We start from the raw sequence: 24993 nt of genomic DNA on the forward strand, positions 1-24993 counted from the left end.
GACAGCATTCGTTAGGATCGGGCCATGAGCAGTGAGCCGGAGCACCGCGAGGGTCAGCGCAAGGGTGAGGCGAGCGGGCGTGAGCACCTGCACCACGGTCCGCCGGAGTTCCGCCCGCACCGCGTCGTCGTCCTGGCGCTGGACGGACTCCTCCCCTTCGAGCTGGGCATCCCGCACCGGATCTTCGGCCGCCCCAAGGACGCGCTGGGGCGGCATCTGTACGAGGTCGTGACCTGCTCGATCCGGCCGCCGGGCCCCGTCAGCACCGACGCCGACTTCGCCATCCAGGTCGAGCACGGCCCGCAGACCCTGGCCACCGCCGACACGGTGATCATCCCGGCGTCGTACGAACTCGGCCCGGTCTTCGAGGAGGGCGTGCTCACCGACGAACTGGCCGCCGCGCTCGCCCACATCCGCCCCGGCACCCGCCTCGCCTCCATCTGCACCGGCGTGTACGTCCTCGCCGCGGCCGGCCTGCTCGACGGGCGCCCGGCCACCACGCACTGGGCCGACGCCGAGCGCTTCCAGCGGCTGTTCCCGCGCATCGAGGTCGACGCGGACGTGCTCTTCATCGACGACGGCGACCTGCTGACCTCGGCCGGGGTCGCGGCGGGGATCGACCTGTGCCTGCACATGGTGCGCCGCGACCACGGCACGGCGATCGCGACCGACGTGGCCCGCCGCACCGTCGTACCGCCCCACCGGGACGGCGGCCAGGCGCAGTACATCCACCGCCCGGTCCCCGACCCGCAGCAGTCGTCCACGACCACGGCCCGCGCCTGGGCCCTGGGCCGGCTCCACGAGCCCATCCAGCTGCGCGACATGGCCGACCAGGAGTCCATGTCGGTGCGCACCTTCACCCGCCGCTTCCGCGAGGAGGTCGGCATCAGCCCAGGCCAGTGGCTCGCCCAGCAACGCGTCGAGCGCGCCCGCCACCTCCTGGAGTCCACCGACCTCTCGGTCGACCAGGTGGCCACCGCCGCGGGCTTCGGCACGGCCCAGTCGATGCGACAGCACCTACAGGCGGCACTCGGGGTCACACCCACCAGCTATCGGCGCACCTTCCGCGCCGGCGGCAAGCCCGACCTGCAGGTCCCCAGCCGTTCGTGAGCCGTCCCGACGGGCCTCTCCCCACCAGCCGATCGCGGTCAGGAGCAGGGTCAGCGCCACACCGGCCAGGACGGCCGTGGACGGCGCGACCACCTGAAGCAGGCCGCCCGCGAGGGAACCCGTCGCCGCGTAGCCCGCGCCGGCGGCGGCATACAGCACGGAGTAGCCGGCGGCCAGGGCGCTCGGCGGCAGGGCATCGCGCAGGGACAGGTTACGGGTGATCAGCGCGCCCGCCTCGACCATTCCGGCGAGGAAGAGGACGACCGCGATCCCGGCCGCGCCCGGTATCAGCGCGACCAGGGCCACGAAGGCCGCCATGCCGATGATCAGCACCGCACTGCGCGTGTGAAGCCGCCCCGGCCAGGACCGCAGGCCGTACAGGAACGCCCCGAGCCCCGCCCCCACGGACATGCCCGCCAGTATCGGCCCGGACCAGCCCACGCCGATGCCGCGCTGCTCCAGCAGTGCGGGCAGGGTGAGTTCGGCCAGGCCGAGCAGCGTGATGCTGGCCGCGCCCGTGACGTAGACCGGCCAGGCCTGTATCAGCACCCGAGCCCTCACCCGGCCCGCCTTCCCGCCCTCGCCGTCCTTGGCCCAGCCCGCGGGCAGCAGCCAGTGACCCGCGACCGACGACGCCATGCAGGCCGCCGCGAGGAGCAACGGCACCCGGGGCGCCACCCCGAGGGCGAGCCCGGCGACGGCGACCGGGGAGACCGCCCACACCCCGGCCATCAGCATCGACTCGGCGGACAGCGCCTGCGCCACCGCGCGCTCCGGCACCAGCGAGGTCAGCAGCGCACGCTGGCCTCCCGCGGCTGCGGAGGGAGCGGCCCCGGCCAGGAACGCGAACGCCCCCAGCACGACGGCGGGCGAGTCGGCGAAGATCCCGAGTCCGGTGAGCCCCACGGTCCCGCCCGCGAGCCCGACGACCAGATGGCGCCTGCCGCGTGCCGGGTCCAGCCGCATCCCGAGGACCGGGGCACCGATGATCTCGCCGAGCACATAGACGGCCGCGAGCGTCGCGCCCAGGGTGTAGCCGCCGGGCCGCTCCCGCACCAGGAACACCAGCGCCAACGGCGTCATGGCGACCGGCATACGAGCGGCGACGGCGGTGCAGGCCCAGACCAGGACCTGCTTGGAGGCGACGTCTCGATAGGTCATGCAAATGACGGTAGGTGCCGCCACCGACAACACGGCAGCCATTTTCCGGGCCTGTGGATAACCCGCCGCGAGACCTCGACGCGGGACCTCGACACGGGACCCCGCCGCGAGACCGTCGAGGCGGCCCGGACGCCCCCGAGACCTCAGAAGGTCAGCACCCCGCGCGCCACCTTCCCCGCCTCCGCGTCCGCCGCCGCCCTCTCGAAGTCCTCCACCGGGTACGTCTCCGTCACCAACTCGTCCAGCATGAGCCGCCCAGCCCGGTACAGGTCGGCGTACAGCGCGATGTCCCGCTGCGGGCGGGACGACCCGTACCGGCAGCCCAGGATCGACTTGTCCAGGTACATCGAGGAGACGAGGAAGGACGCCTCGGCCGTGGCCGCGGGCACACCGAGGAGTACCGCCTGCCCGTGGCGGTCCAGCAGGTCGACGGCCGCCCGGATCAGCTCGACGCGCCCCACGCACTCGAAGGCATGGTCGGCCCCCGTCGGCAGCAGGTCCCGCACCCCCTCCACCGACGTCAGGAAGTCCGTCGCCCCGAACTGCCGCGCCACCGCCTCCTTCGCCGGATTGGCGTCCACCGCCACGATCCGCAGCGCGCCCGCGATCCGGGCCCCCTGGATGACGTTGAGCCCGATCCCGCCGGCGCCGATCACGACCACCCGGTCCCCCCGGTCGACGCGCGCCCGGTTCAGTACAGCCCCCACGCCCGTGAGCACCCCGCATCCGATCAGCGCGGCGGACGGCAGCGGAATGTCCTTGGGGATCCGGACCGCCTGGACCGCCTTCACCACCGTCCGTTCCGCGAAGGCGGAGTTGGACGCGAACTGGAACACCGCCTGCTCACCGCGCCGGAACGGCCGCCCCGGTCGCCCTATGGCCTGCCGGCACATGGTCGGCCGCCCCCGGTCGCACTCGGCGCACGTACCGCAGTTGGCGAGCGTGGACAGCGCCACATGATCCCCGGGCTCCACATGGGTGACACCCACACCCACCGCTTCCACGACTCCCGCCCCCTCATGGCCCAACACCACAGGAACCGGGAAGGGTATGGTCCCGTCCACCACGGACAGGTCGCTGTGACACAGCCCGGCCGCCGCGATGGACACCAGCACCTCACCCGGCCCCGGATCCCGCACCTCCAGATCGTCCACGACCTCGATCCGCTTGCCGTCGAACATCACTGCGCGCATCAGACGACCCCCTTGGGCTCCCTCGGCAGACCGAGCACCCGCTCGGCGATGATCGTGCGCTGAACCTGGTCCGAACCCCCGTAGATCGTGTCGGCGCGGGAGAACAGGAACATCTGCTGCGCGGCGTCGAGTTCGTACGGCGTCGAGGGCGCCCACTCCCGCGGCCCCACGCTCGCCACCGCGCCGCGCACCTGCACCGCCAGCTCCCCGAGCCGCTGATGCCAGCCGCCCCACAGCAGCTTGGCCACGCTCGGCGCTCCCTCCTCGCCCGAACTCCCCAGTGTCCGCAGGGCGTTCCACCGCATCACCCGCAACTCGGCCCACTGCCGCACCAGCCGCTCCCGTACGACGGGATCCGCCACGGCACCGGACCGCACGGCCGTCTCCACGACCCGCCCCAACTCCGCCGCGAACCCGATCTGCTGGGCGAGCGTGGAGACCCCCCGCTCGAACCCGAGCAGACTCATGGCGACCTGCCACCCCGCGCCCTCACCCCCAACGACGTGCTCGGCGTGCGCGCCGTCGAAGAAGACCTCATTGAAGTCACTGGTGCCGGTCATCTGACGGATCGGCCGCACCTCGACGCGCCCCGGCTGGTCCATCGGAACCAGCAGAAAGCTCAGTCCGTGATGGCGCCGGGATTCCGGCTCGGTGCGGGCCAGCACGAAGCACCAGTCCGCCTCGTGGGCGAGGGAGGTCCAGATCTTCTGCCCGGTGACGCGGTACGTCCCGTCCGAGGCCCGCTCGCCCTTCGTACGCACCCCCGCGAGGTCCGATCCGGCCCCGGGCTCGCTGTACCCCTGGCACCACAGCTCCTCGCCGACGGCGATCGGCGGCAGGAAGCGCGCCTTCTGCTCCTCGCTCCCGTGCGCGAGCAGGGTCGGGGCCAGCAGCTTCTCCCCGATGTGCCCGGACCGCGCCGGCGCCCCCGACCGCGCGTACTCCTCGGCCCACACGACCTGCTGAGTGAGCGTGGCGGTCCGGTTCCCGTACCCCCCTTCCCCCCACCCGAGCCCAATCCACCCGGCCTTGCCGAGGGTCCGCTCCCACAGACGCCGATCCTGCGCACCCTCGCCATGCTCGGAGAGCCACGCCCGGGCCTCCGCCCGGAACGCGTCATCCTCGGCACTGAACCCAAAGTCCACTGACGTCTCCTCACATTGCCGGTCGGATCCACCCCCCTCAGGGGCGCGGGGCTGCATCGATCTGCGGCTCCGCCGCGTGGGCGCGACCAGCCACGAACAACCAGCAGCCGCCAACCCCCGACACCCCCCGAGCTATTGGGCGTTCGGCCGAGCCCCCTCCCGAGCCGCCCTCTCCATCCCCTCCACCCGAGCAAGCATGGGCATCGGATCCACCCCCACGGACCCGGGCAGTACCTCCGCGATCCGCTCAGGCGTCCAAGAACCGTCGGCATAGGCAGAGCGCAGCTCCCGCGGCTGCGCCCACACCGCGATCTTCGGCCCGGCGACGGTGTACACCTGCCCCGTCACCCCGTACTCCCGAGCCGCGTCCGACAGCAGGTAGACGACGAGCGCGGCCACATCCTCCGGCTCCCCGATCTCCGCCAACTCCATGGGCACGTTGGCCGACATCCGCGTACGAGCGACCGGCGCCACCGCGTTGGCGCTCACCCCGTACTTGTTCAGGCCCAGCGCAGCACTCCGTACGAGCGAGATGATCCCGCCCTTCGCCGCGCTGTAGTTGGCCTGCGAGACCGACCCCTGGTGATTGCCGCTGGTGAACCCGATCAAGGTCCCCGCCCGCTGTTTGCGCATCACGGCGGAAGCCGCCCGGAACACGGTGAACGTCCCCTTCAGATGAGTGGCGACCACCGGATCCCACTCCTCCTCGGTCATGTTGAACAGCATCCGCTCCCGCAGGATCCCGGCGACGCACACGACCCCGTCGATCCGCCCGTAGGCCGACACCGCCGTGTCCACGATCCGCTGTCCGCCCGCCATCGTGGACACGTCGTCGGCCACGGCGACCGCTTCGCCGCCCGCCGCCTCGATCTCCTTGACGACGGCCTCGGCGACCTCGCTCGTGGGCGAGACCCCGTCCACGGACACCCCGTAGTCGTTGACGACAACCCGTGCCCCCTCGGCCGCGGCGGCCAGCGCCACCGCCCGTCCGATGCCCCGTCCGGCGCCCGTCACGGCGACGACCTTGCCTGCCAAGAAGTTCCCCACGTCCCGGCCCCTTCCCGCAGTTTCTGACGGTCCGTTAGATTCGCCTCAGATTCTACGACCCGTCAGATACACGGAGACAAGCCCCCGGGGAGGACCGATGTCACTGCCGGCCGCGTTCCACGAGATCGCCAAGCGCGTGAACAACTGGGGCCGTTGGGGCGCCCACGACGAGATCGGCACCCTGAACCTGATCACCGACGCGGTGGTCCGCGAGGCGGTTACCTGCGTCCGTACCGGCCGTCGCGTCCCGCTCGCGCTGCCCCTGCAACAGGACGGCGTGCAGACCGGGATGATCCCCGGCCGCGTCAACCCCCTGCACACGATGGTGCAGATCAACCAGGAGCTGTTCGGCCCCGGAACCGTGGCGTGCAGCGACGACGCCGTGACGATGGGCCTTCAGGCGGCCACCCACTGGGACGCGCTCACCCATGTCTCGCACTCGGGCCGGCTCTACAACGGCCGCCCCGCCGACACCGTCACCCCGCACGGCGGCGCCGAGTTCAGCGGCATCGACAAGGCGCGGCACATCGTCTCGCGCGGGGTGCTGCTGGACGTGGCACGCGCGCGCGGCGTCACCCGGCTCGACGGCGGACACGCGGTCACCCCGGAGGATCTGGAGGCGGCCGAGGAACTCGCGGGCACGCGCGTGCGTGCCGGCGACATCGTGCTCGTACGGACGGGGCAGATCCAGGTGTATCTCGCCGGCGACAAGCACGCGTACGGCTATCCCTCGCCCGGCCTGTCGATCCGTACGCCGGAGTGGTTCCACGCGCGCGATGTGGCGGCCGTGGCGAACGACACCCTCACGTTTGAGATATTTCCGCCGGAGACAGATGATTTGTGGCTGCCCGTGCACGCGCTCGACCTGGTGGAGATGGGGATGCTTCAGGGGCAGAACTGGAATCTCGAAGAGTTGTCCACAGCCTGTGGACAAGAGGGCCGCTACGCGTTCCTGTTGTCGGCGATGCCCGAGCCGTTCGTCGGCGCCACCGGGACTCCCGTCGCACCCGTGGCGGTGCTCTGACCTCCGGCGAGGTCGGCTGGCGGCGCGGCTCCCCCAGCTCTCGGCGGTGCCCGAAGGGGAGGTGCCCCCATCCGCCCCGGGCACGACACCGCGCGCCGCCATCCGACTCCGGCGTACCCGCCCCGGTCTCTCCTGGCCCCGGGAGAGACCGACGCCGATCCACGACCCACGCTCGGCAAGGGCTCCCGTCACCGAAGTCCTCGTCGTCCCCTCACGGCGAATCGCTGACCACCAGCGTGATCAGGCGTGCACGCCGAGTCAACACCCACTCGGGGATTTGTTACTTACGCCCTATTTATCGAAGCCGCGCACAGAAGCATGCCCGGGCGCACCGATGCTTACCCGAGCCAAGGAGACAGCGCTTTCTGCAACCGTGCACCGAAACCGGCGCAGTTGCCGCGGCGTGCGCCCGTCACACCGCCTCGTACGCGAGCCCTTCGTACGCCGACGACCCGCTCCCGTACGCCGAAGCGGCGCCCTCCGACTCCGCCTCACGGTCCAGTTCGCACCAGATCCGCTTGCCGCCCCCCTCGGAGCACCAGCCCCAACGGTCGGCGAGGCCGTCGACGAGGGCGAGGCCCCGGCCGCCCGTGGCGTCACCGTCGACACACCGGGGCACGGGAGCACGGCCGCTGCGGTCGGCCACTTCGAGACGGACGGTGGCGGCGTCCTGCGCCGCGCCCGGCAGGGAGAGCCGCAGCACGGCCGGACAGCCGGTGTGCACCACGGCGTTGGTGACCAGTTCGGACACGAGCAGGATCAGCGTTTCGGCGAGCGGCTCGTCGGCGCCTATACCGGACCCGGCGAGCCGCGAGCGGGCCCACCGCCGGGCTCGCCCCACCTCAGCGGGGTCGGGCCGGATCTCCAGCTGCACTTGAAGCACCTGCACCGCTCACACCATCCGAACCGGCGGACACAAAGCCCCGCGCCTCACGAGGGCCACGATCCTAGCCATTCTTTTCATGACCAGATCAATGGCCGGAGCCAGGGTCACGGAACGTGAATCCCTTAGCTGACAGCATGGTTGACGTACAGTCACCCCAACAAGCGCTTCGGGCATATTCCAGCGTGAAGGAGTACCCGTGCGGCATACTGTGCGACGCTTGTTTCGGGGAGTCGAACAGGCGGGGACGAAGCGCCCTCCCGCCTTGCGAGCAACGGCGCGCACCGCCGGATCCGGAGCCGCCTCAAGGGCAACTCCGGCATGGCTCGTACTCGGAACCACTCGCATCTCACACAAGGTACCGGAGCGGACCGCCGACTCCAGGCCGTGACGAGTCACACGTAGGACACAACCCGATATCAACGCTCCGTAATTCCGGTATGCCACAATCCGCGACATCCGTTCAGGGGCCGTCGGCGACATCGCAGACCAGGGGCCTTCAGGCCGAATCGGCGAGAAGTTCGGCCGCCAGCCTCTCCTCACTCTCCGTAGCGTCGCTCGTACGGTGCGTTCGCACCCATGCGCGCTTCAGATGCAGATGGACCTCGAACTCCCAGGTGAATCCCATGCCGCCGTGCACCTGGAGGCAGTCGCGGGCGCTGCGCACGGCGGCATCGTCGGCGAGCAGGCGCGCGGTGTCGATGTCGGCCGGGTCGGCGGTGACGGCCGCCGCGTAGACGGCGGCGCGGGCGGTCTCCGTGCGCACCAGCATCTCCGCGCACAGGTGCTTCACCGCCTGGAAGGCCCCGATCGGCCGCCCGAACTGCTCGCGTGTCCGGGCGTGTTGCGCGGCGAGTTCGCACGCGCATGTGGCGCTGCCCAGTTGTTCGGCGGCGGTGAGGAGTACGGCGGCGGGGTCGACGTACGAGGCCACGGGAACCCGGTGCAGCGGCGTCAGCGGATCGACCGACCGCAGCGGTACGGCACCCGCCGCATCGCCCCGCACGACGTCCGCCTCCGTCAGCCACTCCGCCAGCCCGCACCCGCCGGCGTCCGTCACGACCGTCTCCCCGGCGGCCGCGCCCGGCACCTCTCCCGCCGCGAGGTGGGTGGCCACGAGCGGCCCCGGCAGCAGCGCACGCCCCGCCTCCTCGAAGGCCAACACCGCCTCGGGCAGCCCGAGTCCGACGCCGCCGCGCGCCTCGGGCAGCCGTAGCGCGAAGAACCCGGCCGTGCCGAGCTCGCGCCACAGCACCCGGTCCAGGCGGCCGGGCTCCGCCAAGGCAGCCCTCAGCTCCTGCGGGCCGAAGCGCCGCGTCAGCAGCTCCCGCACACCGGCGCGCAACGCCCGCTGGTCCTCGGTCAGTTGGAAACGCATCCGTCACCGCCCCTTCGGCAGCCCGAGAATCCGCTCGCCCACGATGTTCCGTTGGATCTGCGAGGTCCCCGCCGCGATGGTGTACGCCAGCGAGGACAGCCGGTCGAGCATCCACGGGCGGTCGAGGTCCAGCGAGGCCGGTCCCAGCACCTCGGCGGCGGCGTCGTAGAGCTCCTGGCGGGCGTGCGAATACCTCAGTTTGAAAACCGAACCCCCGACGCCGGGTACGCCGCCGGTGGCCTCCGCCTCGCTCACGTTCCACTGCGTCAGCCGCCACAGCGCCCGGAACTCGGCGTTCAGCCGCCCGAGCCCGCGGCGCAGTGCGGGGTCGTCCCAGCGGCCGTTCGCGCGGGCCTCGGCGGCGAGTTCGCGCAGCACGCGCCGGCAGGCGACCACCTCGCCCACGAACGCGGTGCCGCGCTCGAAGGACAGGGTCACCATCGTCACGCGCCAGCCGTCGTTCTCGTCGCCGACCCGGTTGGCGACCGGCACCCGCACCTCGTCGAGGAACACCTCGGCGAACTCGGCCGATCCGGCAAGGGTCTTGAGCGGCCGCACGGTGATGCCCGGCGCGTCCATGGGCATCGCCAGCCAGCTGATGCCGCGGTGCTTGGGCGCGTCCGGGTCGGTGCGCACCAACAGCTCGCACCAGTCGGCCACTTCGGCGTGCGAGGTCCAGATCTTGGACCCGCTCACCACGTAGTGGTCGCCGTCCCTACGCGCGCGTGTGCGCAGCGCCGCGAGGTCGGATCCGGCGTCCGGTTCGCTGAAGCCCTGGCACCAGGCCTCCTCCCCACGCAGGATCGGCGGCAGCCACCGCTCCCGCTGTTCGGCGGTGCCCTCGGCCGCGATGGTGGGCCCGGCGTGCAGCAGGCCGACGAAGTTCGCGCCCACATAGGGCGCGCCCGCCTTCTCGGTCTCCTCCAGGAAGATCAGCCGCAGGGTCGGGGACGCGTCCCAGTGGACGTCGCCGTACCCGGCGTCGTGGAGCATGCGCTGCCAGCCGAGATCGTAGACGCGCCGCCCCGGCCAGTCGTCGGGGGACGGCTTGGGCGGCAGCGTGGGGAGCGCCTTGGCCAGCCACTCCCGCAGTCGCGCCCGGAACTCCTCCTCTTCGGGCGTGTACGTGAGATTCATCCACCACCTGCCTGACGGTCCGTCAGATTCCTTCGCAGGCTAACCCCGCACCCCTGGACCGGCAAGGCGCCGAGTCCTACGCTCTCCGCACGATCTGACACACCGTCAGCACGAGGGGGATGTCATGAACGACACCGCGCACGCCCTGAGTTCCTCCCGCACCCTCTGGGACCTGCTCGCCCGCCGCGCCGACCGCACGCCCGACCGTCCGGTCCTCCTCCAGGACGAACGCTCCGTGTCCTTCGGCGAGCTACGCGCGCGTGCCGAGCGGGTGGCGGCCGGCCTGTACGACATGGGCGTACGCCCCGGCACGGTCGTCGCCTGGCAGCTGCCCACCCGCATCGAGACGGCCCTGCTGTCCTTCGCGCTGGCCCGCGTCGGCGCCGTGCAGTCGCCGGTCATCCCCTTCTACCGGGACCGTGAAGTCGGCTTCGCGCTGCGGGAGTCGAAGGCGGAGTTCTTCGCGGTGCCGGGGGTGTGGCGGGGCTTCGACCACACCGAGATGGCGCGGCGCCTCGGCGCGAAGGGGATCTTCGAGGCGTACGACGCCCTGCCCGACGGCGATCCCGCGGTCCTGCCCCCGCCGCCCTCCGAGGGCACGTCGGTGCGCTGGATCTACTGGACCTCGGGGACGACCTCGGACCCCAAGGGCGTGCTGCACACCGACCGCTCACTGATCGCGGGCGGCTCCTGCCTGGGGCACGCGCTGCGGCCCACGTCCGCCGACGTCGGCTCGATCGCCTTCCCCTACGCCCACATAGGCGGCCCCGACTACATGGTGATGGTCCTGCTGTACGGCTTCCCGGCGGTGCTGTTCGAGCAGTTCGCCCTGCCGGACGCGCTGGAGGGCTACCGCAGGCACGGCGTCACCATCGCGGGCGGGTCGACGGCGTTCTACTCGATGTTCCTGGCGGAGCAGCGCAGGCAGCCGGACGGCGCGAAAGCCGTCCCCTCGCTGCGGCTGCTGGCCGGCGGCGGGGCGCCGAAACCGCCGGAGGTCTATCACGCCGTGGTCCGGGAGATGGGTGTGCAGCTGACCCATGGATACGGCATGACCGAGGTGCCGATGATCACGATGGGGGCGCCGGGCGACACGACGGAGAACCTCGCGACCACCGAGGGCAGGCCGCCGGAGGGGATGGAGATCCGGATCGTGGAGGGCGAGGTGCGGCTGCGCGGGGAGGCGGTGTGCCGGGGGTATCTGGATCCGGCGCAGACCGCGGCGGCCTTCGACGAGGACGGCTTCCTGCGCACCGGCGACCTCGGGCATCTGACGGGCAGCGGGCATCTGGTGCTGACCGGGCGCCTGAAGGACGTGATCATCCGCAAGGGCGAGAACATCTCGGCGAAGGAGATCGAGGATCTGCTGCACCGGCATCCGGCGGTCGGGGACGTCGCGGTCGTCGGGCTGCCGGATCCGGAGCGCGGGGAGCGGGTCTGCGCGGTCGTGGAACAGCCGGCGGGGGCGCAGAAGCTGACGCTGCAGGCGCTGACGTCGTATCTGCGCGGGGAAGGGCTGTCGACGCACAAGCTGCCGGAGCAACTGGAGGTGGTGGACGCCCTTCCGCGCAACGAGACCCTGCGCAAGGTGCTCAAGTACAAGCTCAGGGAGCGGTTCTCGGGAGCGTAGGGCCCGGCGTGGGACGGCTGATCACTCGGGGACGGTGAAGTAGCGCGCGAACGCCGTCACGATCTCGGACTCCGCCACCTTGCCGTCGCGGTCCGCGTCGAGGGTGGCGGCGGCCGCCTGGGCGATCTCCTGCGGCACACCGAGGCAGACCAGCACGCGCGCGGTGTCGGTGACGGTGGCGGCTCCGTCACCGTCGGGGTCGGCCACGGCGAGGGCGGCGTGCAGGAAGGGGCGGGCGATCTCGCCGAACCGTTCCGGGTTGTCGCGCAGCCGCTTGACCGCGCCGTTGACGAACTCCTCGCGGGTGATCCGCTGGTCGCCGTCCCGGTCCGCTATCCCGGCCATGCCCTGCCAGAACGCCTCGGCGCCGATGTACAGGGCCTGTCCCTTGTCGGAGCGGGCGGCGGTGCCGAACTCGGCGAGCACCGCCTTGGCGGCCGCGCTGAAGTCCAGCCGGTCGATGTAGCCGTTGCCGTCCTGGTCGAAGGTGGCGAACCGGGCGGCGATCCTGCGCTCGTACTCGCTGCTGACCATGTCTTATCGGGCCGCCTTACGTCGTGGGGTGCATCTGCCACGGAGCGTACGACGCCGGAGGCCGTCCCGGCGCGGGAAAGGGGCCGTTGTGCCAAGACCGGGGGAATTTTGGGACAACGATGTGGCACAGCCGTACGGACCGGCTCACTCCGAGCGCATCGCGGGCACGTGCTCAGGCCGACAGCGGGCCGGCCTCTTCCTTGACCGCCGACGCCAGGTCGGGATGGACGTCGAAGAGCCGGCGTACCCCCAGCGCGCCGAGGACCCGGTTGACGTGGGACCCCTCCACCGCGCCCTGTGCCGGGAGTATCAGCCGCAGGCTGCCCTGGCAGGAGCGGATCAGACGGCGGGCGGCTATGAGGACGCCGACGCCGCTGGAGTCGCAGAAGAACACGTCGGACAGGTCGAGGACGAGACTGTGACGCCCCTCGGCCACCACGTCGTGGATGTGCTGGCGCAGCCCCGGCGAGGTCACCAGATCCAGCTCGCCCGACACCTGGAGCACGGCCCAGTCGCCCCGCTCGCCGCCGGTCACTTTGAACGTCACCACCATGCCCCTCGCTCGCTGAAACGGAAGCGATTCCTACGCTTCCTTGCAGCGCGGCTGCCCAGCGGCTGTTCCCTGAAACACCCTCCAGAAAACGGTCACCGATCAGGAAAGGCTTGTTTCCATCGCATTCGATCCTGTTCGATCGTGTCTGATCAGGCGGCGACCGGGTAGCCGAGCGATGCGAAGCCTCCCGTCACGCGCGCGGGAGGCCCTCTACCACGAGTGCGAGGTGTGTCACCAGCCATGGCTCTGCAAGGGGCGCACTTTGCGACAAAGGGGCGTGCGCGTCCGACCGTGCCGACTACATTCAGGGTGACGGCACACGCACGCTGGACCCGGACGGACCGGTGAGGGGGGCCTTATGGCGAAGAAGGACGCACCGCCCCGCTGGGACCGCAAGATGCAGCAGCGACTGGCGCGCGGCGAGGCGGCCGCGCTCGGCGAGCTCTACGACCGCTTCGCCTCGCTCGTGCACGGCCTCGCCCACACCGTGCTGGGCGACGAGCGCGCCGCCGACCGCATCACCCGCGACGTCTTCGCCCATGTCTGGGAGCACCCGGACAGCTACGACCCCAAGCAGGGCCCGCTGCGTTCCTGGGTCGCCACCCTGACCCACCGCCTCGCCGTGCAGCGGCTGCGCGCCACCGAGACCGCCGCCCTCGCCCAGGGCGGCCAGGGCTCCACGGAGGAGCTGGAGCGCAAGGTGCGGCACGCCTCGGTCGCCGCCCGCGCCGACTACATCGTCCAGGCCATGCCCGTACCGCTGCGCGCCGCCCTGGAGCTGGCCTACTTCCAGCGCCGCGACTACCGCCAGACCGCCGCCGACCTCGGCGTCACGGAGGACGAGGCCCGCCGCCGGCTGCGCCTGGGCCTCCAGCTGCTGTCCACGGCCCATGACGCCGCAGCCGCCCCGGGGGCACCGCCGGGATACGGAGGTGCGGCGTGAACGAGGCCGGGCGCTTCGAGGCGTATGACAACGATGACGACAAGAAGCGGCACGACGACCCGCCGCAGGGCGACGCACATCACAAGGACCAGGAGGGCAACGGCCCCGCGGACGGAACCCGCGCGGCCGACGGCATGAACAGCAGCGGCAACGGCGACGACCAGCACCCCTCGACGAAGCCGGACCGGCCGCCCCGCATACCCCTGCCCCGCGCCTCCGTCGAGGACACCGGACGCCCACTGCCCGACGCCGTGCCGCGGCCCGCCCCGCTCGTCCTGGACCACCGCGTGCTGAAGTCACTGCTCGGCGCGTGGGCGCTGGCCGCCTGCTCACCGCAGGAGACGGAGGCCGTCGAGGAGCACCTCGGCGACTGCGGCTCCTGCGCGGACGAGGCGCGGCGGCTGCGCGAGGCCGTCGGCCTGCTGCACCCCGCCGAGAGCCTCGACCTCGACCCTTCCTTGCGCGCCCGCGTCCTGCAGGGCGCGCTGGAGCGGCGCCCGCCGCGCATCCCGGTGCCCGCCTGGGCGACGCCGTACGACGCCGAGACGGCGCGGCTCGACGCGCTGCTCCAGGACTTCGGGGACGCCGAGTGGCACGCGCCCGTGCGGCTCCGATGGTTCCGCGGGGACGAGCCGACGAGCCGTCGTACGACCGTCGCCGGGGTCATCGCCCATCTGCTGACGGTCGACGGGCTGGTGGCGGTCGCGCTCGGCCTCGCGGACCCGATGGGCGACGTGGCCGTGGACCGGCCGACCCCGTCCGCGCGCACGGAGGCCTACTGGCGGGCCTCGCACTACCCGCCGACGCGCGCCGTCCGCGCACCCTGGCGGGAGCAGACCCACGACCTGGTCCGCACGGTGTCCTTCACGGGCGGCGCCACCGGCAAACTGTCCGTGCCCTACGGCGACTTCGAGCTGCCGCTGCACGACGCGATGCTGGACCGCGCCTTCGAGTGCTGGGTGCACGCCGAGGACATCGCCGACGCGGTGGACTACCCGTACGACGCTCCGTCCGGCAGCGATCTGCACCACATGGTCGACCTGGCGGCCCGCATGCTCCCCACGGTGCTGGCCGCGCGGCGGCGCGCGGGGCTGGCGACGCCGTCGGCGACCCCGCACCGCCATCTGGTGCCTGCCGGCGAGCCCGGCCGCAGCCTGCGCCTGGAGATCGAGGGGTCGGGCGGTGGTGAGTGGCTGATCCCCCTGGACTCTCCGGCCGCCGTCGGCTCCGCCGAGCATGAGGTGGCACATGTGGCGCTGGACGGCGCGGAGTTCTGCCGGCTGGCCGCGGGCCATGTGTCTCCTGCGGAGGCCGCGGCGGGGCAGGTGGGGGATCGGGAGGCGATCAGGGATGTGCTGTTCGCGGCGGCGAGCTTGAGCCGGATGTAGGGGGCGGTTGGGGGTTCGGGGGCGGCTGCGGGTGAGTCGTGGTTGCTCGCGCAGTTCCCCGCGCCCCTTGAGTAGGCGCAGTGCACCTACCTCTTAGGGGCTGAGCTGCTAGGCGAACACAACCGTCCGTCGCCCGTTCAGCAGAATCCGCCGCTCCGCATGCCACTTGACCGCCCGAGCCAGCGCCTGGCACTCCACGTCCCGCCCGATCGCGACCAGCTGGTCCGGCGTGACGTCGTGCCCGACCCGCTCGACCTCCTGCTCGATGATCGGCCCCTCGTCGAGGTCGGCGGTCACATAGTGCGCCGTCGCCCCGATCAGCTTGACGCCCCTGGCGTGAGCCTGGTGATACGGCTTCGCACCCTTGAAGCTCGGCAGGAACGAGTGGTGGATGTTGATGATCCGCCCGCTCAGCTGCTTGCACAGGTCGTCCGAGAGGACCTGCATGTAGCGGGCCAGCACGACCAGCTCCACGCCCTCCTCGCGCACGATCTCCAGCACCTGCGCCTCGGCCTCGGACTTGTTGTCCCTGGTCACCGGGATGTGGTGGAAGGGGATGTCGTACGACCCCACGAGCTCGGCGAATTCGGTGTGGTTGGACACCACGGCGGCGATCTCCACCGGCAGCGCCCCGATCCTGGCGCGGAACAACAGGTCGTTCAGGCAGTGCCCGAACTTGCTGACCATCAGCAGGACGCGCATCTTCTCCTCGGCCCGGTGGATCTGCCATTCCATCTGGAAGGAGTCACCGATCGCCGCGAAGCTCGCCCGCAGCTTGTCCAGGGTCACCGGCGACTCCGCCGAGAAGTGGACGCGCATGAAGAACAGACCCGTGTCGTGGTCGCCGAACTGCTGGCTGTCCTCGATGTTGCAGCCGGTCATGAAGAGGTAGCTCGACACGGCGTGCACGATGCCCTGCTTGTCCGGGCACGACAGGATCAGGACGTACTGCTCGGCCGGGGCCGCGGCTCGGGTGGACTGCTCGTTCATGCAGCACAGGGTCCCATATCCGGCGCCCCGGGCGGACAGCCGTCCCGTAACCCGGACCGCCGCCCGGACCCGGCGGGCCGGCAGGACGCCTTACGCGGACCGCGTCATGATCCGCAGCACCTCGAGCGTGCGCGGCGGAGCGTCCGGTTCGTCGCCGTCGGCCGTGGCCATCCGGACGTGCGCGTCCCGCGCCGCCCGCACCGCCTCCGGCCACTGCTGGTTCTCCATGTACGCGGAGACCGGCGCGTCCGGGCCGACCTGGTGCATGATCCGCAGCACCCGCAGCACGGCGGTGTCGACGAGCGCCGCCTCCTGCGAGTCCCGGAATATCGTGCCGACGTACTTCTCGGCGGACCAGTTGTCCAGCCAGGTGTCCTCGACCAAGCGGTACACGGCGTCGGTGACGTCCCCGTATCCGTCGACACCGGCTAGCCAGACGTCGCGCTGGAACACCGGATCGGAGAGCATGTGCAGCGCGGAGCGCACATTGCTGCGCCAGCGCCACCACGGCATGTCGTTGAGTGGCATGCCGCCCATGGTGGATGAGCGACGGCCGCGACGGGAAGAGCTATCCGAACCTTGCACGGTCACCGATCGTACGTTCCCGTTCATTCGCGCATCACCCGCCCCCGTAATTCACCTTCTGGTCACCTTTGGATAACCAAGAGTCACGCGCAGGTTTGTTGTGTGGCGGAATCGTGCGGGTCTATGACCGGCAGGCCACGCATGCGCAGCACGCTCCTTCCCATGATCACCAAGCGGCCCGTCAGAGCCACCGCTCGCTCGGCGGCAGCCCTGGTGGCGTGTGCGTCACTCGCCGTCGGATGTGGTGTCATCCCCGGTACCACGGGGGGTTCCGGGGACGACACCATCACCGTCATGACCTGGGCCCCTGACGGCACCAAGGCGACCAACAAGCCCGGCATGCCGGCCTTCGCGCAGGCGTACGCCCGCTGGATCAACGCCCACGGCGGCATCAAGGGCCGCAAGCTGAAGGTCCTCACCTGCAACGACCACAACGACAGCGTGGCCGCGGCCAAGTGCGCCGACCGCGCGGTCGAGGAGAACGTCGTCGCGGTCGTCGGCTCCTACAGCCAGTACGGCGACACCTTCCTGCCCTCCCTGGAGGGCGCGGGCATCCCCTACATAGGCGGCTACGGCGTCACCAACGCCGAGTTCACCAGCCCGCTCTCCTACCCCGTCAACGGCGGCCAGCCCACGCTCCTGGCGGGCCTCGGCAAGGAGCTGGCCCGCGACTGCGGCCCCGTCGCGCTGGTACGGCCCGACACCATCGCGGGCGACGAACTGCCGCCGCTGCTCAACTCCGGCCTCAGGGCGGGCGGGCACTCGACCTCCGACGACCAGCTGGCCGACGAGGACGCCACCTCGTACGACAGCCAGTCGGAGCGGGCGCTGAACTACTCCACCGCCGACTTCTCCGACAAGGGCTGCGTGGTGCCCGCCCTCGGCGACCGCACCAGCACCTTCATGGACTCCTTCCGGCGGGCCCGCGACGAGTACCCCGGCGTGCGCACCGCCACCGTCCTCGGCAGCGTCGACCAGACGGTGATCAACGCGACCGGCGGGGCGACGGTGTACGACGGGTCGTACATCACCGGCTGGTACCCCGTCGCGAGCGACCCGCGCTGGGACGGGATGAAGAAGGTCATCAGCGAGCAGGCCTTCGGCGACAACCGCATCGATGCCGCGGACGCCGGAGTGCAGACCACGTGGATCGCGTACACCGTGTTCAAGCGGGTCGTCGAGTCGCTCGGTGACGGCGACGTGACCGCCGACTCCGTGCGGGGCGCCCTGAACGGCGGCCTGAAGGTCTCCACGGGCGGCCTGACGCCGACCCTCCAGTGGAAGTTCCAGGACGTCCTGGCCGCCGTCGGCTTCCCCCGGCTGGTCAACCGCGCGGTGACACTCCAGGTCGTCCGCGAGGGCCGCCTGGTGGCGGCCCGCAAGAGCTTCATCGACGTGACGAAGACGCTCCAGAGCGCCGACGTGAACTGACCCGCCCTACAGCTGGGTCGGCTGGCGCTCCGTCAGGCCGTACTTCTCGGCGATCGAGTTCCACAACTGCGCGGCCGTCTTCTTCTGCTGGCTGGCGGTGCCGCTGGCCCGGTTGCCGGCCTGCTGCTGGCCGGTGGAGCGGGCCTCGCCCTTCTTGCACAGCTTGTTGTTGGCGGAGACCTGGTCGGCCCACGCCGCGTAGTGGTTGTCGGCGGACGCCGACGCCTGCCAGGCCTTGGTCAGCGCCGTGGTCAGCTCCGCGTGGTTCGGGAGCTGGTCGACGGTGAGCTTGGACAGGTCGGTGACCAGCTGGTTGCGCTGCCGGGCGGCGTCGCGCAGGTCCTGGGCGGCCTTGCCGAGGTTGTCGCAGGACTTCACGTCGCCGACCGCGTTGATCACCGCGGTACGGCTGTCACCGCTGTCGGCCAGCAGCTTGTCCAGGGCGGTCGCCTGCTGCTCGGCCGGGTCGGCGGAGGGCGAGGCGGAGTTATCGTTCGCCGGGGCGGTGGCGGAGACGGGCAGGTTGTCGTCGCTCTTGTCGTCGTCCCCGCCCCCGCTGCCGATCAGCGCGCCCGCGCCGATGCCGAGAACGGCGATACCGACACCGACGGCGGCGATGAGCGGCAGCCGCGATCCCGTACGACCGCCGCGGCCGCCCCGGCCATCGTCGTCATCGCCCCGGCCGTGCCCGCCGGGCGGGAAGAACGCCGGCTCGTGCGGGTTCTGCTGCTGCGGCTGGGGCTGCTGGAAGCGCGGCATGTGCTGGGTCGCCCCGGCCGGGGCCGCGCCCGCGGGCTCGCTGCGGAAGAGGTTGTCGAAGTCGGAGAGCGGCTGGCGCTGTCCGCCGCCCGGCTGGTCGGTCACGGGCGGGATGTACTGCGTGGCGTCGGCGTCGCCCCCGGCGGCGGGCGGCATCGGACCGGCGCCGCCTGCAGGTCGGGCCCGCCCCAGCACCTGGGTGCTCTCGCTGGACACCTCGGGCGGCAGCGCCCCCGGTCCCACCGGCGGTATGTACTGCGTCGCCCCCTCGTCGGCCGCGGGCGCGACGACGGGCGGTATGTAACGGGTGGCCTGTTCGTCCGCGCCCATGGGGACGGCGGGAACCGGCGGTATGAACTGAGTGGCGCCTTCGTCGGCGGGCGGCAACGGGGCCCCGAAGCCACCGGCGGGCGGCAGGGCTACGCCGTGGCCGGGAGCGCCGTAAGCGTCGGCCCCGCCGGGCGGGAGGGCACCGCCCTGCGCGTGCTGCCCCTCGGGCGGCATCGGCGCGGCCTGCGCACCGCCCTGCCCGTACGTCGGCTGCGGCGCCGGCATCGGTGAGCCGGCCGGAGCGCCATGGCCGTACGACGGCGCACCGGCCGCCGGACCCTGCGCGCCCCACGGGGCCGACGACGGCGACTGGTACTGCTCCTGCTGGGGCTGCTGGTAGTGCTGCTGCTCCTGCTGAGGCGGCTGGTACTGCTGCTCCTGCGCGCCCCACGCCTGTCCGGGCTGCGCGCCCCAGGCCTGGCCCGGTGCGGCGGGCTGCGCGGGCGCGTTCTGCTCGGGTCCCCACGGGGTGCCCCAGGCCTGGCCGCCCGGCGGTGCCGAGGGCGGGGGTGCGGTCGGCGGCGTGGCCGGGACCGATGTCGGCTGACCGCCCTGCCCGCCCGTCATGCCCGGCAGCAGCGGCTCACCACCGTCGGAGGGCAGCACGATGCCTTCGCGCGCGGGCCGCGCCGAGGGCTCCTCGCTCCGTCCACTCTGCGTCACCGGGACTCCTACCAATGGGGGACCTTGTGAATCGTCGGCTCACGCTACCGGCTCCGCCGAGCGGGGTGCCACGCAGCCCGGGACCTGACCGGGTCCCTTGTGACCGCGCTAACACTCCGGTCCCCCTCCCCCTATATCCGTCCCCCCTTCCCCGCCGACGCCTTCATTTCCCTGCCGTTCACGCCCAGGTATCCCGTGGTTTCACGCCGCCGTCTGAAGGTCCAATCGCGCCCCGAACTCCCTGACCACGGGCTCGTCCCGGAACGGCTCCAGTCGCTGCTGGAAGTCCTCCAGATACTCGGCGCCACGGTTGGACCGCAGGGTCTCCAGGAGCTCGACGGCCTTCAGCCCGGTGTGGCAGGCCTGTTCGACCTCGCGCTGCTGCACCTGCGCTGTGGCGAGCAACACATATCCGATGGCCCGGCGCCGCGCTTTCGTCTCCGGAAGCCCGGCCAGCGAGTCCTCGGCGCACCGCGCCGCCGCATCGGCCTGACCCAGATCACGGTGGCAGTGGGCCAACTCGTCGGCGAGGTAGGCCTCGTCGAAGTGCTTGATCCACGCCGGGTCGTCCCCGGACTCGGCGTCCGCCGACTCCAGCGCGCCCACCGCCCGCCCGGACGCCAGCTGGGTGGCCCGCGCGTCGCCCATCAGCGCATGCCCTCGCGCCTCGGCCGCATAGAACATGGCCTCCGCGCGCGGGGTCACGCGCCCCCGCGCCCCTTCCTGCGCCGCCCGCGCCAGCTGCGCGATCTCCCGCGGGTTGCCGAGCTGCGCGGCGAGGTGGCTCATGGAGGCGGCCAGCACATACCCGCCGTACCCGCGGTCCCCTGCGGCCTGCGCGAGCCGCAGCGCCTGGATGTAGTACCGCTGGGCGAGCCCCGGCTGACCGGTGTCGACGGCCATGTACCCGGCGAGCTCGGTCAACCGCGCGACGGCGGCGAAGAGTTCCCGCCCGATCGCCTCCCGGTACGAGCCGGCCAGCAGCCCGGAGACGACGCTGTTGAGGTAGTGCACGACGACCGGGCGCACATGCCCGCTGCCGTACTGGTGGTCAAGGTCGACCAGCGCCTGCGTCATCGCGCGCACGGCCTGCACGTCGGACTGCCCCACGCGCGGCCCCGCCGAGCGCGCCACCTGCGAGTCCGGGGACGAGATCAGCCAGTCGCGGCTGGGCTCGACCAGCGCGGACGCGGCGACGGACGAACCGGACAGGAAGTCCCGCCGCCCGACGTCGCTGCGCCACAGCTCGCAGACCTGCTCGATGGCCCCCAGTACCGTCGGCGAGAACTGGAGGCCGACACCGGACGCGAGATTCTTGCCGTTGGCCATCCCGATCTCGTCGATCGTGACGGTACGGCCCAGTTTGCGGCCGAGCGCCTCGGCGATGATCGCGGGCGCCCGCCCCCGCGGCTGCTGTCCGCGCAGCCAACGGGCCACGGACGTCTTGTCGTAGCGCAGATCGAGGCCGTGCTCGGCACCGCACATGTTGACCCGGCGGGCCAGCCCGGCGTTCGAGCAGCCCGCTTCCTGGATGAGCGCCTGCAGCCGTTCGTTCGGCTGTCGCGCGACGAGAGGCCTTGCGGCCATGGCGTACCCCCTGTGGCTGCGGTGCCTGCCCACGCACCGAGTTGACGTTCTTCGAGCGCCGAATCCGGCTCGGGGGCACTGGCTGTGCACCGCAAGGTTCCGGCCGTGAAGATCAATGCCCCGTCGACATACCGAAAATGCGAGGCTTGCGAGGATTGCCGGGGTAAAGGCGGAAGCCGACCCCACAGTGGGCTACCCAGCTCCGGACACGGATCCTCCCGCGCGCCCCCACACATGCACCCATGCGCCCCAGATGAGGAATCAATGCTCCTCCCCCGCGCGCGCTACGGCCGTAACCGGAGGTGGGTGCGGGAGTTGTGTTCAGCGTGGAAGAGACGATCCCGGCCACCGAAGCCGCACAGATTCCGAAGCAGCGCGGCGAAACGCTGCTGGAGACCGCCGTTCGCTATGCCGAGGAGCGTCACTGGGACGTGTTCCCCGGGACCTGGTTGGAAGCCGTCGAGGGTGTGCAGTACTGCTCCTGTGGCGACGCCGACTGCCCCGCGCCCGGCGCGCACCCCGCGCGCCCCGACTGGGCGACGCAGGCGACCGGAAGCGCGACCGTCGCCCGCCGGATGTGGCAGAAGCACCCCACCGCGTCGATCCTGCTGCCGACGGGGCGCACCTTCGACGCGATCTCCGTCCCGGAGACGGCCGGGTTCCTCGCGCTGGCCCGTATGGAGCGGATGGAGCTGTCGCTGGGGCCGGTGACGTTGACGCCGGATCGCCGGATGAACTTCCTTGTGCTGCCGGGTGCGTCGGTGAAGGTTCCCGAGCTGGTGCGCAAGCTGGGGTGGTCGGTCGGGTCGCTGGATCTCGTGGCGCTGGGTGAGGGCGCGTGGGTGGCCGGGCCGCCCACCCGGTTCGGGTCCCGTGGGGCCGTGCAGTGGGCCTGCCGGCCGACGCCGGCGAATCGGTGGCTGCCGGATGCGGAGGAGTTGATCTCGCCGCTTGCCTATGCGTGTGGGCGGGACCGGTAATTCGGCGGCTGCGGGTCGTCCGTGGTTGCTCGCGCCCACGCGGCGGAGCCGCATAGCGATACTGCCCCGCGTTCCTGGGTGGGCTACCTGAACGTAGGGTTCATGCATGACGTCAGCCGCCGTACGCGTGCGTGGGCTCTGGAAGCGGTTCGGGCAGCAGGTTGCTGTCGCTGGGATCGATCTGGAGTTGCCCGCAGGGAAGTTCATCGGACTCGTGGGGCCCAACGGGGCAGGGAAGACCACCACCCTCTCCATGGTGACCGGGCTGCTCCGGCCCGATCAGGGGTCCGTCGAGGTCGTCGGGCATGACGTCTGGCGTGACCCCGTCGAGGTGAAGGCGCGGATCGGGGTGCTGCCCGAGGGGCTGCGGCTCTTCGAGCGGCTCTCCGGGCGGGAACTGCTCGCGTACACGGGGCGATTGCGCGGACTCCCCGGGGCCGAGGTCGACAAGCGGGCCACCCAGCTGCTCGACGTACTCGATCTGGCGGGGGCCCAGCACAAGCTGGTCGTCGACTACTCGACCGGCATGCGCAAGAAGATCGGGCTCGCGGCCGCGCTCCTGCACAATCCCGAAGTGCTGTTCCTGGACGAGCCGTTCGAGGGCGTGGATCCCGTCTCCGCGCAGACCATCCGCGGCGTCCTGGAGCGCTACACCGCCTCCGGCGCGACCGTCGTCTTCTCCTCCCACGTCATGGAACTCGTCGAGTCGCTGTGCGACTGGGTCGCCGTCATGGCCGCCGGACGCATCCGGGCCCACGGCCCCCTCACCGAAGTGCGCGGCGAGGCCCCCTCGTTGCAGCAGGCGTTCCTCGAACTCGTCGGCGCGAACGGCCGCGACACCGCCTCCGACCTCGACTGGCTGGGCGGCGGGGCGCGATGAGCACCGACGTGACAGGGGTCTTCGTACAGCTGAAGCTGTCGCTGCTCAAGAACGGACTGCGGCAGTCCGCCGGCCGCCGGGCCGCCTACATCGCCTCGGCCGTGCTGGTCCTCCTCTTCGCCGCGCTGCAACTCCTGGGCCTGATCATGCTGCGCGGCAACGCGCACGCCGACTCCGTGGTCGTCATCCTGGTCGCGGTCCTCGCGCTCGGCTGGGCCGTGATGCCGCTGTTCTTCCCCGGCGGGGACGAGACCCTCGACCCGACCCGCCTGGTGATGCTGCCGCTGCGCCCCCGCCCCCTGGTCCGGGCACTGCTCGCGGCCTCCCTGGTCGGCATCGGCCCCCTGTTCACGCTGTGCCTGTTCGCCGGTTCGGTGATCGCGCTCGCGCACGGGGTTGCGGCCTACGTCGTCGGCGTCATCGCGGTCGTGCTGGCCCTGTTGGTGTGCGTGGCGCTCGCGCGGGCGGTGGCCGTCGCCAACATCCGGCTGCTGACCAGCCGCAAGGGCCGCGACCTCGCGGTGCTGAGCGGGTTGGTCATCGCGGTCGGCGCGCAGGTCGTGAACTTCGGTGCGCAAAGGCTCGGTTCCTCGGGCCTCGCCCAGCTCGATCCGGCGGCGGACGTGCTGCGCTGGGTGCCACCGGCGTCCGCGTTCGGGGCGGTGAAGTCGGTCAGCGACGGGGAGTACGGGATCGCGCTGCTCCAACTCGCGCTGAGCGCGGGCGCGTTGCTGGGCGTGATCGCCGTCTGGTCCCGTCATCTGACCCGGCTGATGACGTCACCGGACGGCTCCACGCTCCAGGCGGTCACCGAGTCCGCCGTACGGGAACGCACCTCGACCGGGCTCGCCCGGCTCCTGCCGGCCGGCCGCACCGGCACCGTCATGGAGCGCACTCTGCGCTATGTCTGGCGTGACCCGAAGACCAAGGCGGCCTGGGTGACCTCGCTCGCCATCGGCCTGATCGTGCCGCTGTTCAACGCGTTGCAGGGCACCGGCTCGATCTACTTCGCGTGCTTCGCCGCCGGGATGCTCGGCATCCAGATGTACAACCAGTTCGGGCAGGACACGTCCGCGTTCTGGATGGTCGCCATGACGATCTCGTCCCCCCGGGACGCCTACGTCGAGCTGCGCGGCCGGGCCCTGGCGCTGCTGCTGATCACCCTGCCGTACGCCGCCCTGGTGACCGTCCTGACGACGGCGCTGCTCGGTGACTGGCCCAAGCTGCCCCAGGTGCTGGGCCTGTCGCTCGCCCTCCTCGGCGCGATGCTGGCGACCGGCGCATGGACGTCGGCCCGCTTCCCGTACTCCATCCCGCAGGAGGGCTACAAGAGCGTCGCCCCCGGTCAGGCGGGCCTGGCCTGGATCTCGATCTTCGGCGGCATGATCGCCGCCGCCCTGCTGTGCGCCCCCGTCATCGCGGTGACGATCTGGCTGAACGTCAGCGAGGGCGGGGACGCCTGGACGTGGCTGCTGCTGCCGGGCGGGGTGGCGTACGGGGCCGCCATCACCCTGCTGGGCCTCCGGCTGGCGGCACCGAGCACGGCGGCCCGCCTTCCCGAGATCCTGACGGCAGTGAGCAAGGGGTAGCGAGCCCTTTCGGCATACGGCTGTGCAGCGCCGGTCAGGGGCGCGGGGCCGTGTTCGATATGCGGCTCCGCCG

At 71.6% G+C, this 24993-nt stretch carries 22 protein-coding genes; 9 read left to right on the forward strand and 13 right to left on the reverse strand.

All coding sequences use genetic code 11. The features are described from left to right. The first annotated feature begins 24 nt into the window (after positions 1-24). Positions 25-1110 carry a GlxA family transcriptional regulator gene (locus OG254_RS21760; protein WP_405584252.1) on the forward strand — a complete coding sequence of 362 codons (1086 nt, stop codon included), beginning with the start codon at positions 25-27 and terminating at the stop codon, positions 1108-1110. On the opposite strand, the gene OG254_RS21765 is transcribed toward OG254_RS21760, so the two are convergent. The 4 genes from OG254_RS21765 to OG254_RS21780 form a co-directional block, all read right to left on the reverse strand. Next, complete coding sequence (locus OG254_RS21765) at positions 1018-2271, reverse strand: MFS transporter (protein WP_405584255.1); 1254 nt, start codon at positions 2269-2271, stop codon at positions 1018-1020. The genes OG254_RS21760 and OG254_RS21765 overlap by 93 nt on opposite strands. Before the next feature lie 143 nt (positions 2272-2414). Next, the gene (locus OG254_RS21770; protein ID WP_405584258.1) at positions 2415-3464 is read right to left on the reverse strand and encodes a Zn-dependent alcohol dehydrogenase; all 1050 of its coding nucleotides are present in this window, start codon (positions 3462-3464) and stop codon (positions 2415-2417) included. After that, the gene (locus OG254_RS21775; protein WP_405584260.1) at positions 3464-4609 is read right to left on the reverse strand and encodes an acyl-CoA dehydrogenase family protein; all 1146 of its coding nucleotides are present in this window, start codon (positions 4607-4609) and stop codon (positions 3464-3466) included. Before OG254_RS21775 ends, OG254_RS21770 begins: the two co-directional genes overlap by 1 nt. A gap of 132 nt (positions 4610-4741) precedes the next feature. Next, entirely contained in the window at positions 4742-5656 is a 915-nt protein-coding gene (locus OG254_RS21780; protein WP_405584263.1) for an SDR family NAD(P)-dependent oxidoreductase, read from the reverse strand. 97 nt (positions 5657-5753) lie between these two features. Here OG254_RS21780 and OG254_RS21785 point away from each other — a divergent pair, with 97 nt between their 5' ends. Continuing rightward, the gene (locus OG254_RS21785) at positions 5754-6680 is read left to right on the forward strand and encodes a cyclase family protein (RefSeq protein ID WP_405584266.1); all 927 of its coding nucleotides are present in this window, start codon (positions 5754-5756) and stop codon (positions 6678-6680) included. A gap of 412 nt (positions 6681-7092) precedes the next feature. On the opposite strand, the gene OG254_RS21790 is transcribed toward OG254_RS21785, so the two are convergent. The 3 genes from OG254_RS21790 to OG254_RS21800 form a co-directional block, all read right to left on the reverse strand. After that, positions 7093-7554, reverse strand: a complete 462-nt coding sequence (locus tag OG254_RS21790) for an ATP-binding protein (RefSeq protein ID WP_405595117.1) — start codon at positions 7552-7554, stop codon at positions 7093-7095. A gap of 508 nt (positions 7555-8062) precedes the next feature. Next, the gene (locus OG254_RS21795; RefSeq protein WP_405584269.1) at positions 8063-8941 is read right to left on the reverse strand and encodes an acyl-CoA dehydrogenase family protein; all 879 of its coding nucleotides are present in this window, start codon (positions 8939-8941) and stop codon (positions 8063-8065) included. Between the two features lie 3 nt (positions 8942-8944). Next, complete coding sequence (locus tag OG254_RS21800) at positions 8945-10078, reverse strand: acyl-CoA dehydrogenase family protein (RefSeq protein WP_405584272.1); 1134 nt, start codon at positions 10076-10078, stop codon at positions 8945-8947. A gap of 124 nt (positions 10079-10202) precedes the next feature. Here OG254_RS21800 and OG254_RS21805 point away from each other — a divergent pair, with 124 nt between their 5' ends. Next, on the forward strand, positions 10203-11708 hold the full coding sequence (locus tag OG254_RS21805) for a class I adenylate-forming enzyme family protein (protein ID WP_405584274.1): 1506 nt from the start codon (positions 10203-10205) through the stop codon (positions 11706-11708). 21 nt (positions 11709-11729) lie between these two features. Here the strand turns inward: OG254_RS21805 and OG254_RS21810 are convergent, their stop codons facing one another. Next, complete coding sequence (locus OG254_RS21810; protein ID WP_405584277.1) at positions 11730-12242, reverse strand: EF-hand domain-containing protein; 513 nt, start codon at positions 12240-12242, stop codon at positions 11730-11732. 172 nt (positions 12243-12414) lie between these two features. After that, positions 12415-12795, reverse strand: coding sequence for an STAS domain-containing protein (locus OG254_RS21815; protein ID WP_351190996.1), 381 nt, complete (start codon positions 12793-12795; stop codon positions 12415-12417). Positions 12796-13153: 358 nt separating this feature from the next. Between OG254_RS21815 and OG254_RS21820 the strand changes: the two genes are divergently transcribed. Together OG254_RS21820 and OG254_RS21825 are read left to right on the forward strand one after the other, a co-directional pair. After that, positions 13154-13738 carry a sigma-70 family RNA polymerase sigma factor gene (locus OG254_RS21820; protein WP_405584281.1) on the forward strand — a complete coding sequence of 195 codons (585 nt, stop codon included), beginning with the start codon at positions 13154-13156 and terminating at the stop codon, positions 13736-13738. Between the two features lie 134 nt (positions 13739-13872). Beyond that, on the forward strand, positions 13873-15126 hold the full coding sequence (locus OG254_RS21825; protein WP_405595119.1) for a maleylpyruvate isomerase N-terminal domain-containing protein: 1254 nt from the start codon (positions 13873-13875) through the stop codon (positions 15124-15126). A gap of 108 nt (positions 15127-15234) precedes the next feature. Here OG254_RS21825 and purU read toward each other — a convergent pair whose 3' ends face one another. Together purU and OG254_RS21835 are read right to left on the reverse strand one after the other, a co-directional pair. Then, positions 15235-16116 (reverse strand): formyltetrahydrofolate deformylase, encoded by an 882-nt coding sequence (purU, locus tag OG254_RS21830; protein WP_147999917.1) that lies wholly within the window; start codon positions 16114-16116, stop codon positions 15235-15237. A gap of 90 nt (positions 16117-16206) precedes the next feature. After that, a complete protein-coding gene (locus OG254_RS21835; RefSeq protein ID WP_351190990.1) occupies positions 16207-16707 on the reverse strand; it encodes an SCO4402 family protein in 501 nt (166 codons plus the stop codon). Positions 16708-16824: 117 nt separating this feature from the next. On the opposite strand from OG254_RS21835, the gene OG254_RS21840 reads away from it, so the two are divergent. Beyond that, a complete protein-coding gene (locus OG254_RS21840) occupies positions 16825-18132 on the forward strand; it encodes an ABC transporter substrate-binding protein (RefSeq protein ID WP_405584284.1) in 1308 nt (435 codons plus the stop codon). Between the two features lie 6 nt (positions 18133-18138). Here the strand turns inward: OG254_RS21840 and OG254_RS21845 are convergent, their stop codons facing one another. Continuing rightward, positions 18139-19884 carry a hypothetical protein gene (locus OG254_RS21845; protein WP_405584286.1) on the reverse strand — a complete coding sequence of 582 codons (1746 nt, stop codon included), beginning with the start codon at positions 19882-19884 and terminating at the stop codon, positions 18139-18141. Between the two features lie 201 nt (positions 19885-20085). Next, positions 20086-21471: a transcriptional regulator gene (locus OG254_RS21850; RefSeq protein WP_351190986.1), complete on the reverse strand. Its 1386-nt coding sequence runs from the start codon at positions 21469-21471 to the stop codon at positions 20086-20088. 317 nt (positions 21472-21788) lie between these two features. On the opposite strand from OG254_RS21850, the gene OG254_RS21855 reads away from it, so the two are divergent. The 3 genes from OG254_RS21855 to OG254_RS21865 all read left to right on the forward strand — a co-directional run bounded on the left by OG254_RS21855 (position 21789) and on the right by OG254_RS21865 (position 24920). Then, entirely contained in the window at positions 21789-22451 is a 663-nt protein-coding gene (locus tag OG254_RS21855; protein ID WP_351190984.1) for a bifunctional DNA primase/polymerase, read from the forward strand. A gap of 106 nt (positions 22452-22557) precedes the next feature. Continuing rightward, positions 22558-23331 carry an ABC transporter ATP-binding protein gene (locus OG254_RS21860; protein ID WP_405584290.1) on the forward strand — a complete coding sequence of 258 codons (774 nt, stop codon included), beginning with the start codon at positions 22558-22560 and terminating at the stop codon, positions 23329-23331. Next, entirely contained in the window at positions 23328-24920 is a 1593-nt protein-coding gene (locus OG254_RS21865; RefSeq protein WP_405584293.1) for a transporter, read from the forward strand. Before OG254_RS21860 ends, OG254_RS21865 begins: the two co-directional genes overlap by 4 nt. Positions 24921-24993 lie beyond the last annotated feature (73 nt).

It is taken from the genome of Streptomyces sp. NBC_01092, assembly GCF_045039535.1.
GTDB lineage: Bacteria > Actinomycetota > Actinomycetes > Streptomycetales > Streptomycetaceae > Streptomyces.

Bases quoted from the DNA above. Each gene is read 5' to 3' on its own strand.
- OG254_RS21760 (WP_405584252.1), top strand. From the start codon at position 25: ATGAGCAGTGAGCCGGAGCACCGCGAGGGTCAGCGCAAGGGTGAGGCG.
- OG254_RS21765 (WP_405584255.1), bottom strand. From the start codon at position 2,271: ATGACCTATCGAGACGTCGCCTCCAAGCAGGTCCTGGTCTGGGCCTGC.
- OG254_RS21770 (WP_405584258.1), bottom strand. From the start codon at position 3,464: ATGCGCGCAGTGATGTTCGACGGCAAGCGGATCGAGGTCGTGGACGAT.
- OG254_RS21785 (WP_405584266.1), top strand. From the start codon at position 5,754: ATGTCACTGCCGGCCGCGTTCCACGAGATCGCCAAGCGCGTGAACAAC.
- OG254_RS21795 (WP_405584269.1), bottom strand. From the start codon at position 8,941: ATGCGTTTCCAACTGACCGAGGACCAGCGGGCGTTGCGCGCCGGTGTG.
- OG254_RS21800 (WP_405584272.1), bottom strand. From the start codon at position 10,078: ATGAATCTCACGTACACGCCCGAAGAGGAGGAGTTCCGGGCGCGACTG.
- OG254_RS21805 (WP_405584274.1), top strand. From the start codon at position 10,203: ATGAACGACACCGCGCACGCCCTGAGTTCCTCCCGCACCCTCTGGGAC.
- OG254_RS21810 (WP_405584277.1), bottom strand. From the start codon at position 12,242: ATGGTCAGCAGCGAGTACGAGCGCAGGATCGCCGCCCGGTTCGCCACC.
- OG254_RS21815 (WP_351190996.1), bottom strand. From the start codon at position 12,795: ATGGTGGTGACGTTCAAAGTGACCGGCGGCGAGCGGGGCGACTGGGCC.
- OG254_RS21820 (WP_405584281.1), top strand. From the start codon at position 13,154: ATGGCGAAGAAGGACGCACCGCCCCGCTGGGACCGCAAGATGCAGCAG.
- OG254_RS21825 (WP_405595119.1), top strand. From the start codon at position 13,873: ATGAACAGCAGCGGCAACGGCGACGACCAGCACCCCTCGACGAAGCCG.
- purU (WP_147999917.1), bottom strand. From the start codon at position 16,116: ATGAACGAGCAGTCCACCCGAGCCGCGGCCCCGGCCGAGCAGTACGTC.
- OG254_RS21840 (WP_405584284.1), top strand. From the start codon at position 16,825: ATGACCGGCAGGCCACGCATGCGCAGCACGCTCCTTCCCATGATCACC.
- OG254_RS21850 (WP_351190986.1), bottom strand. From the start codon at position 21,471: ATGGCCGCAAGGCCTCTCGTCGCGCGACAGCCGAACGAACGGCTGCAG.
- OG254_RS21860 (WP_405584290.1), top strand. From the start codon at position 22,558: ATGACGTCAGCCGCCGTACGCGTGCGTGGGCTCTGGAAGCGGTTCGGG.
- OG254_RS21865 (WP_405584293.1), top strand. From the start codon at position 23,328: ATGAGCACCGACGTGACAGGGGTCTTCGTACAGCTGAAGCTGTCGCTG.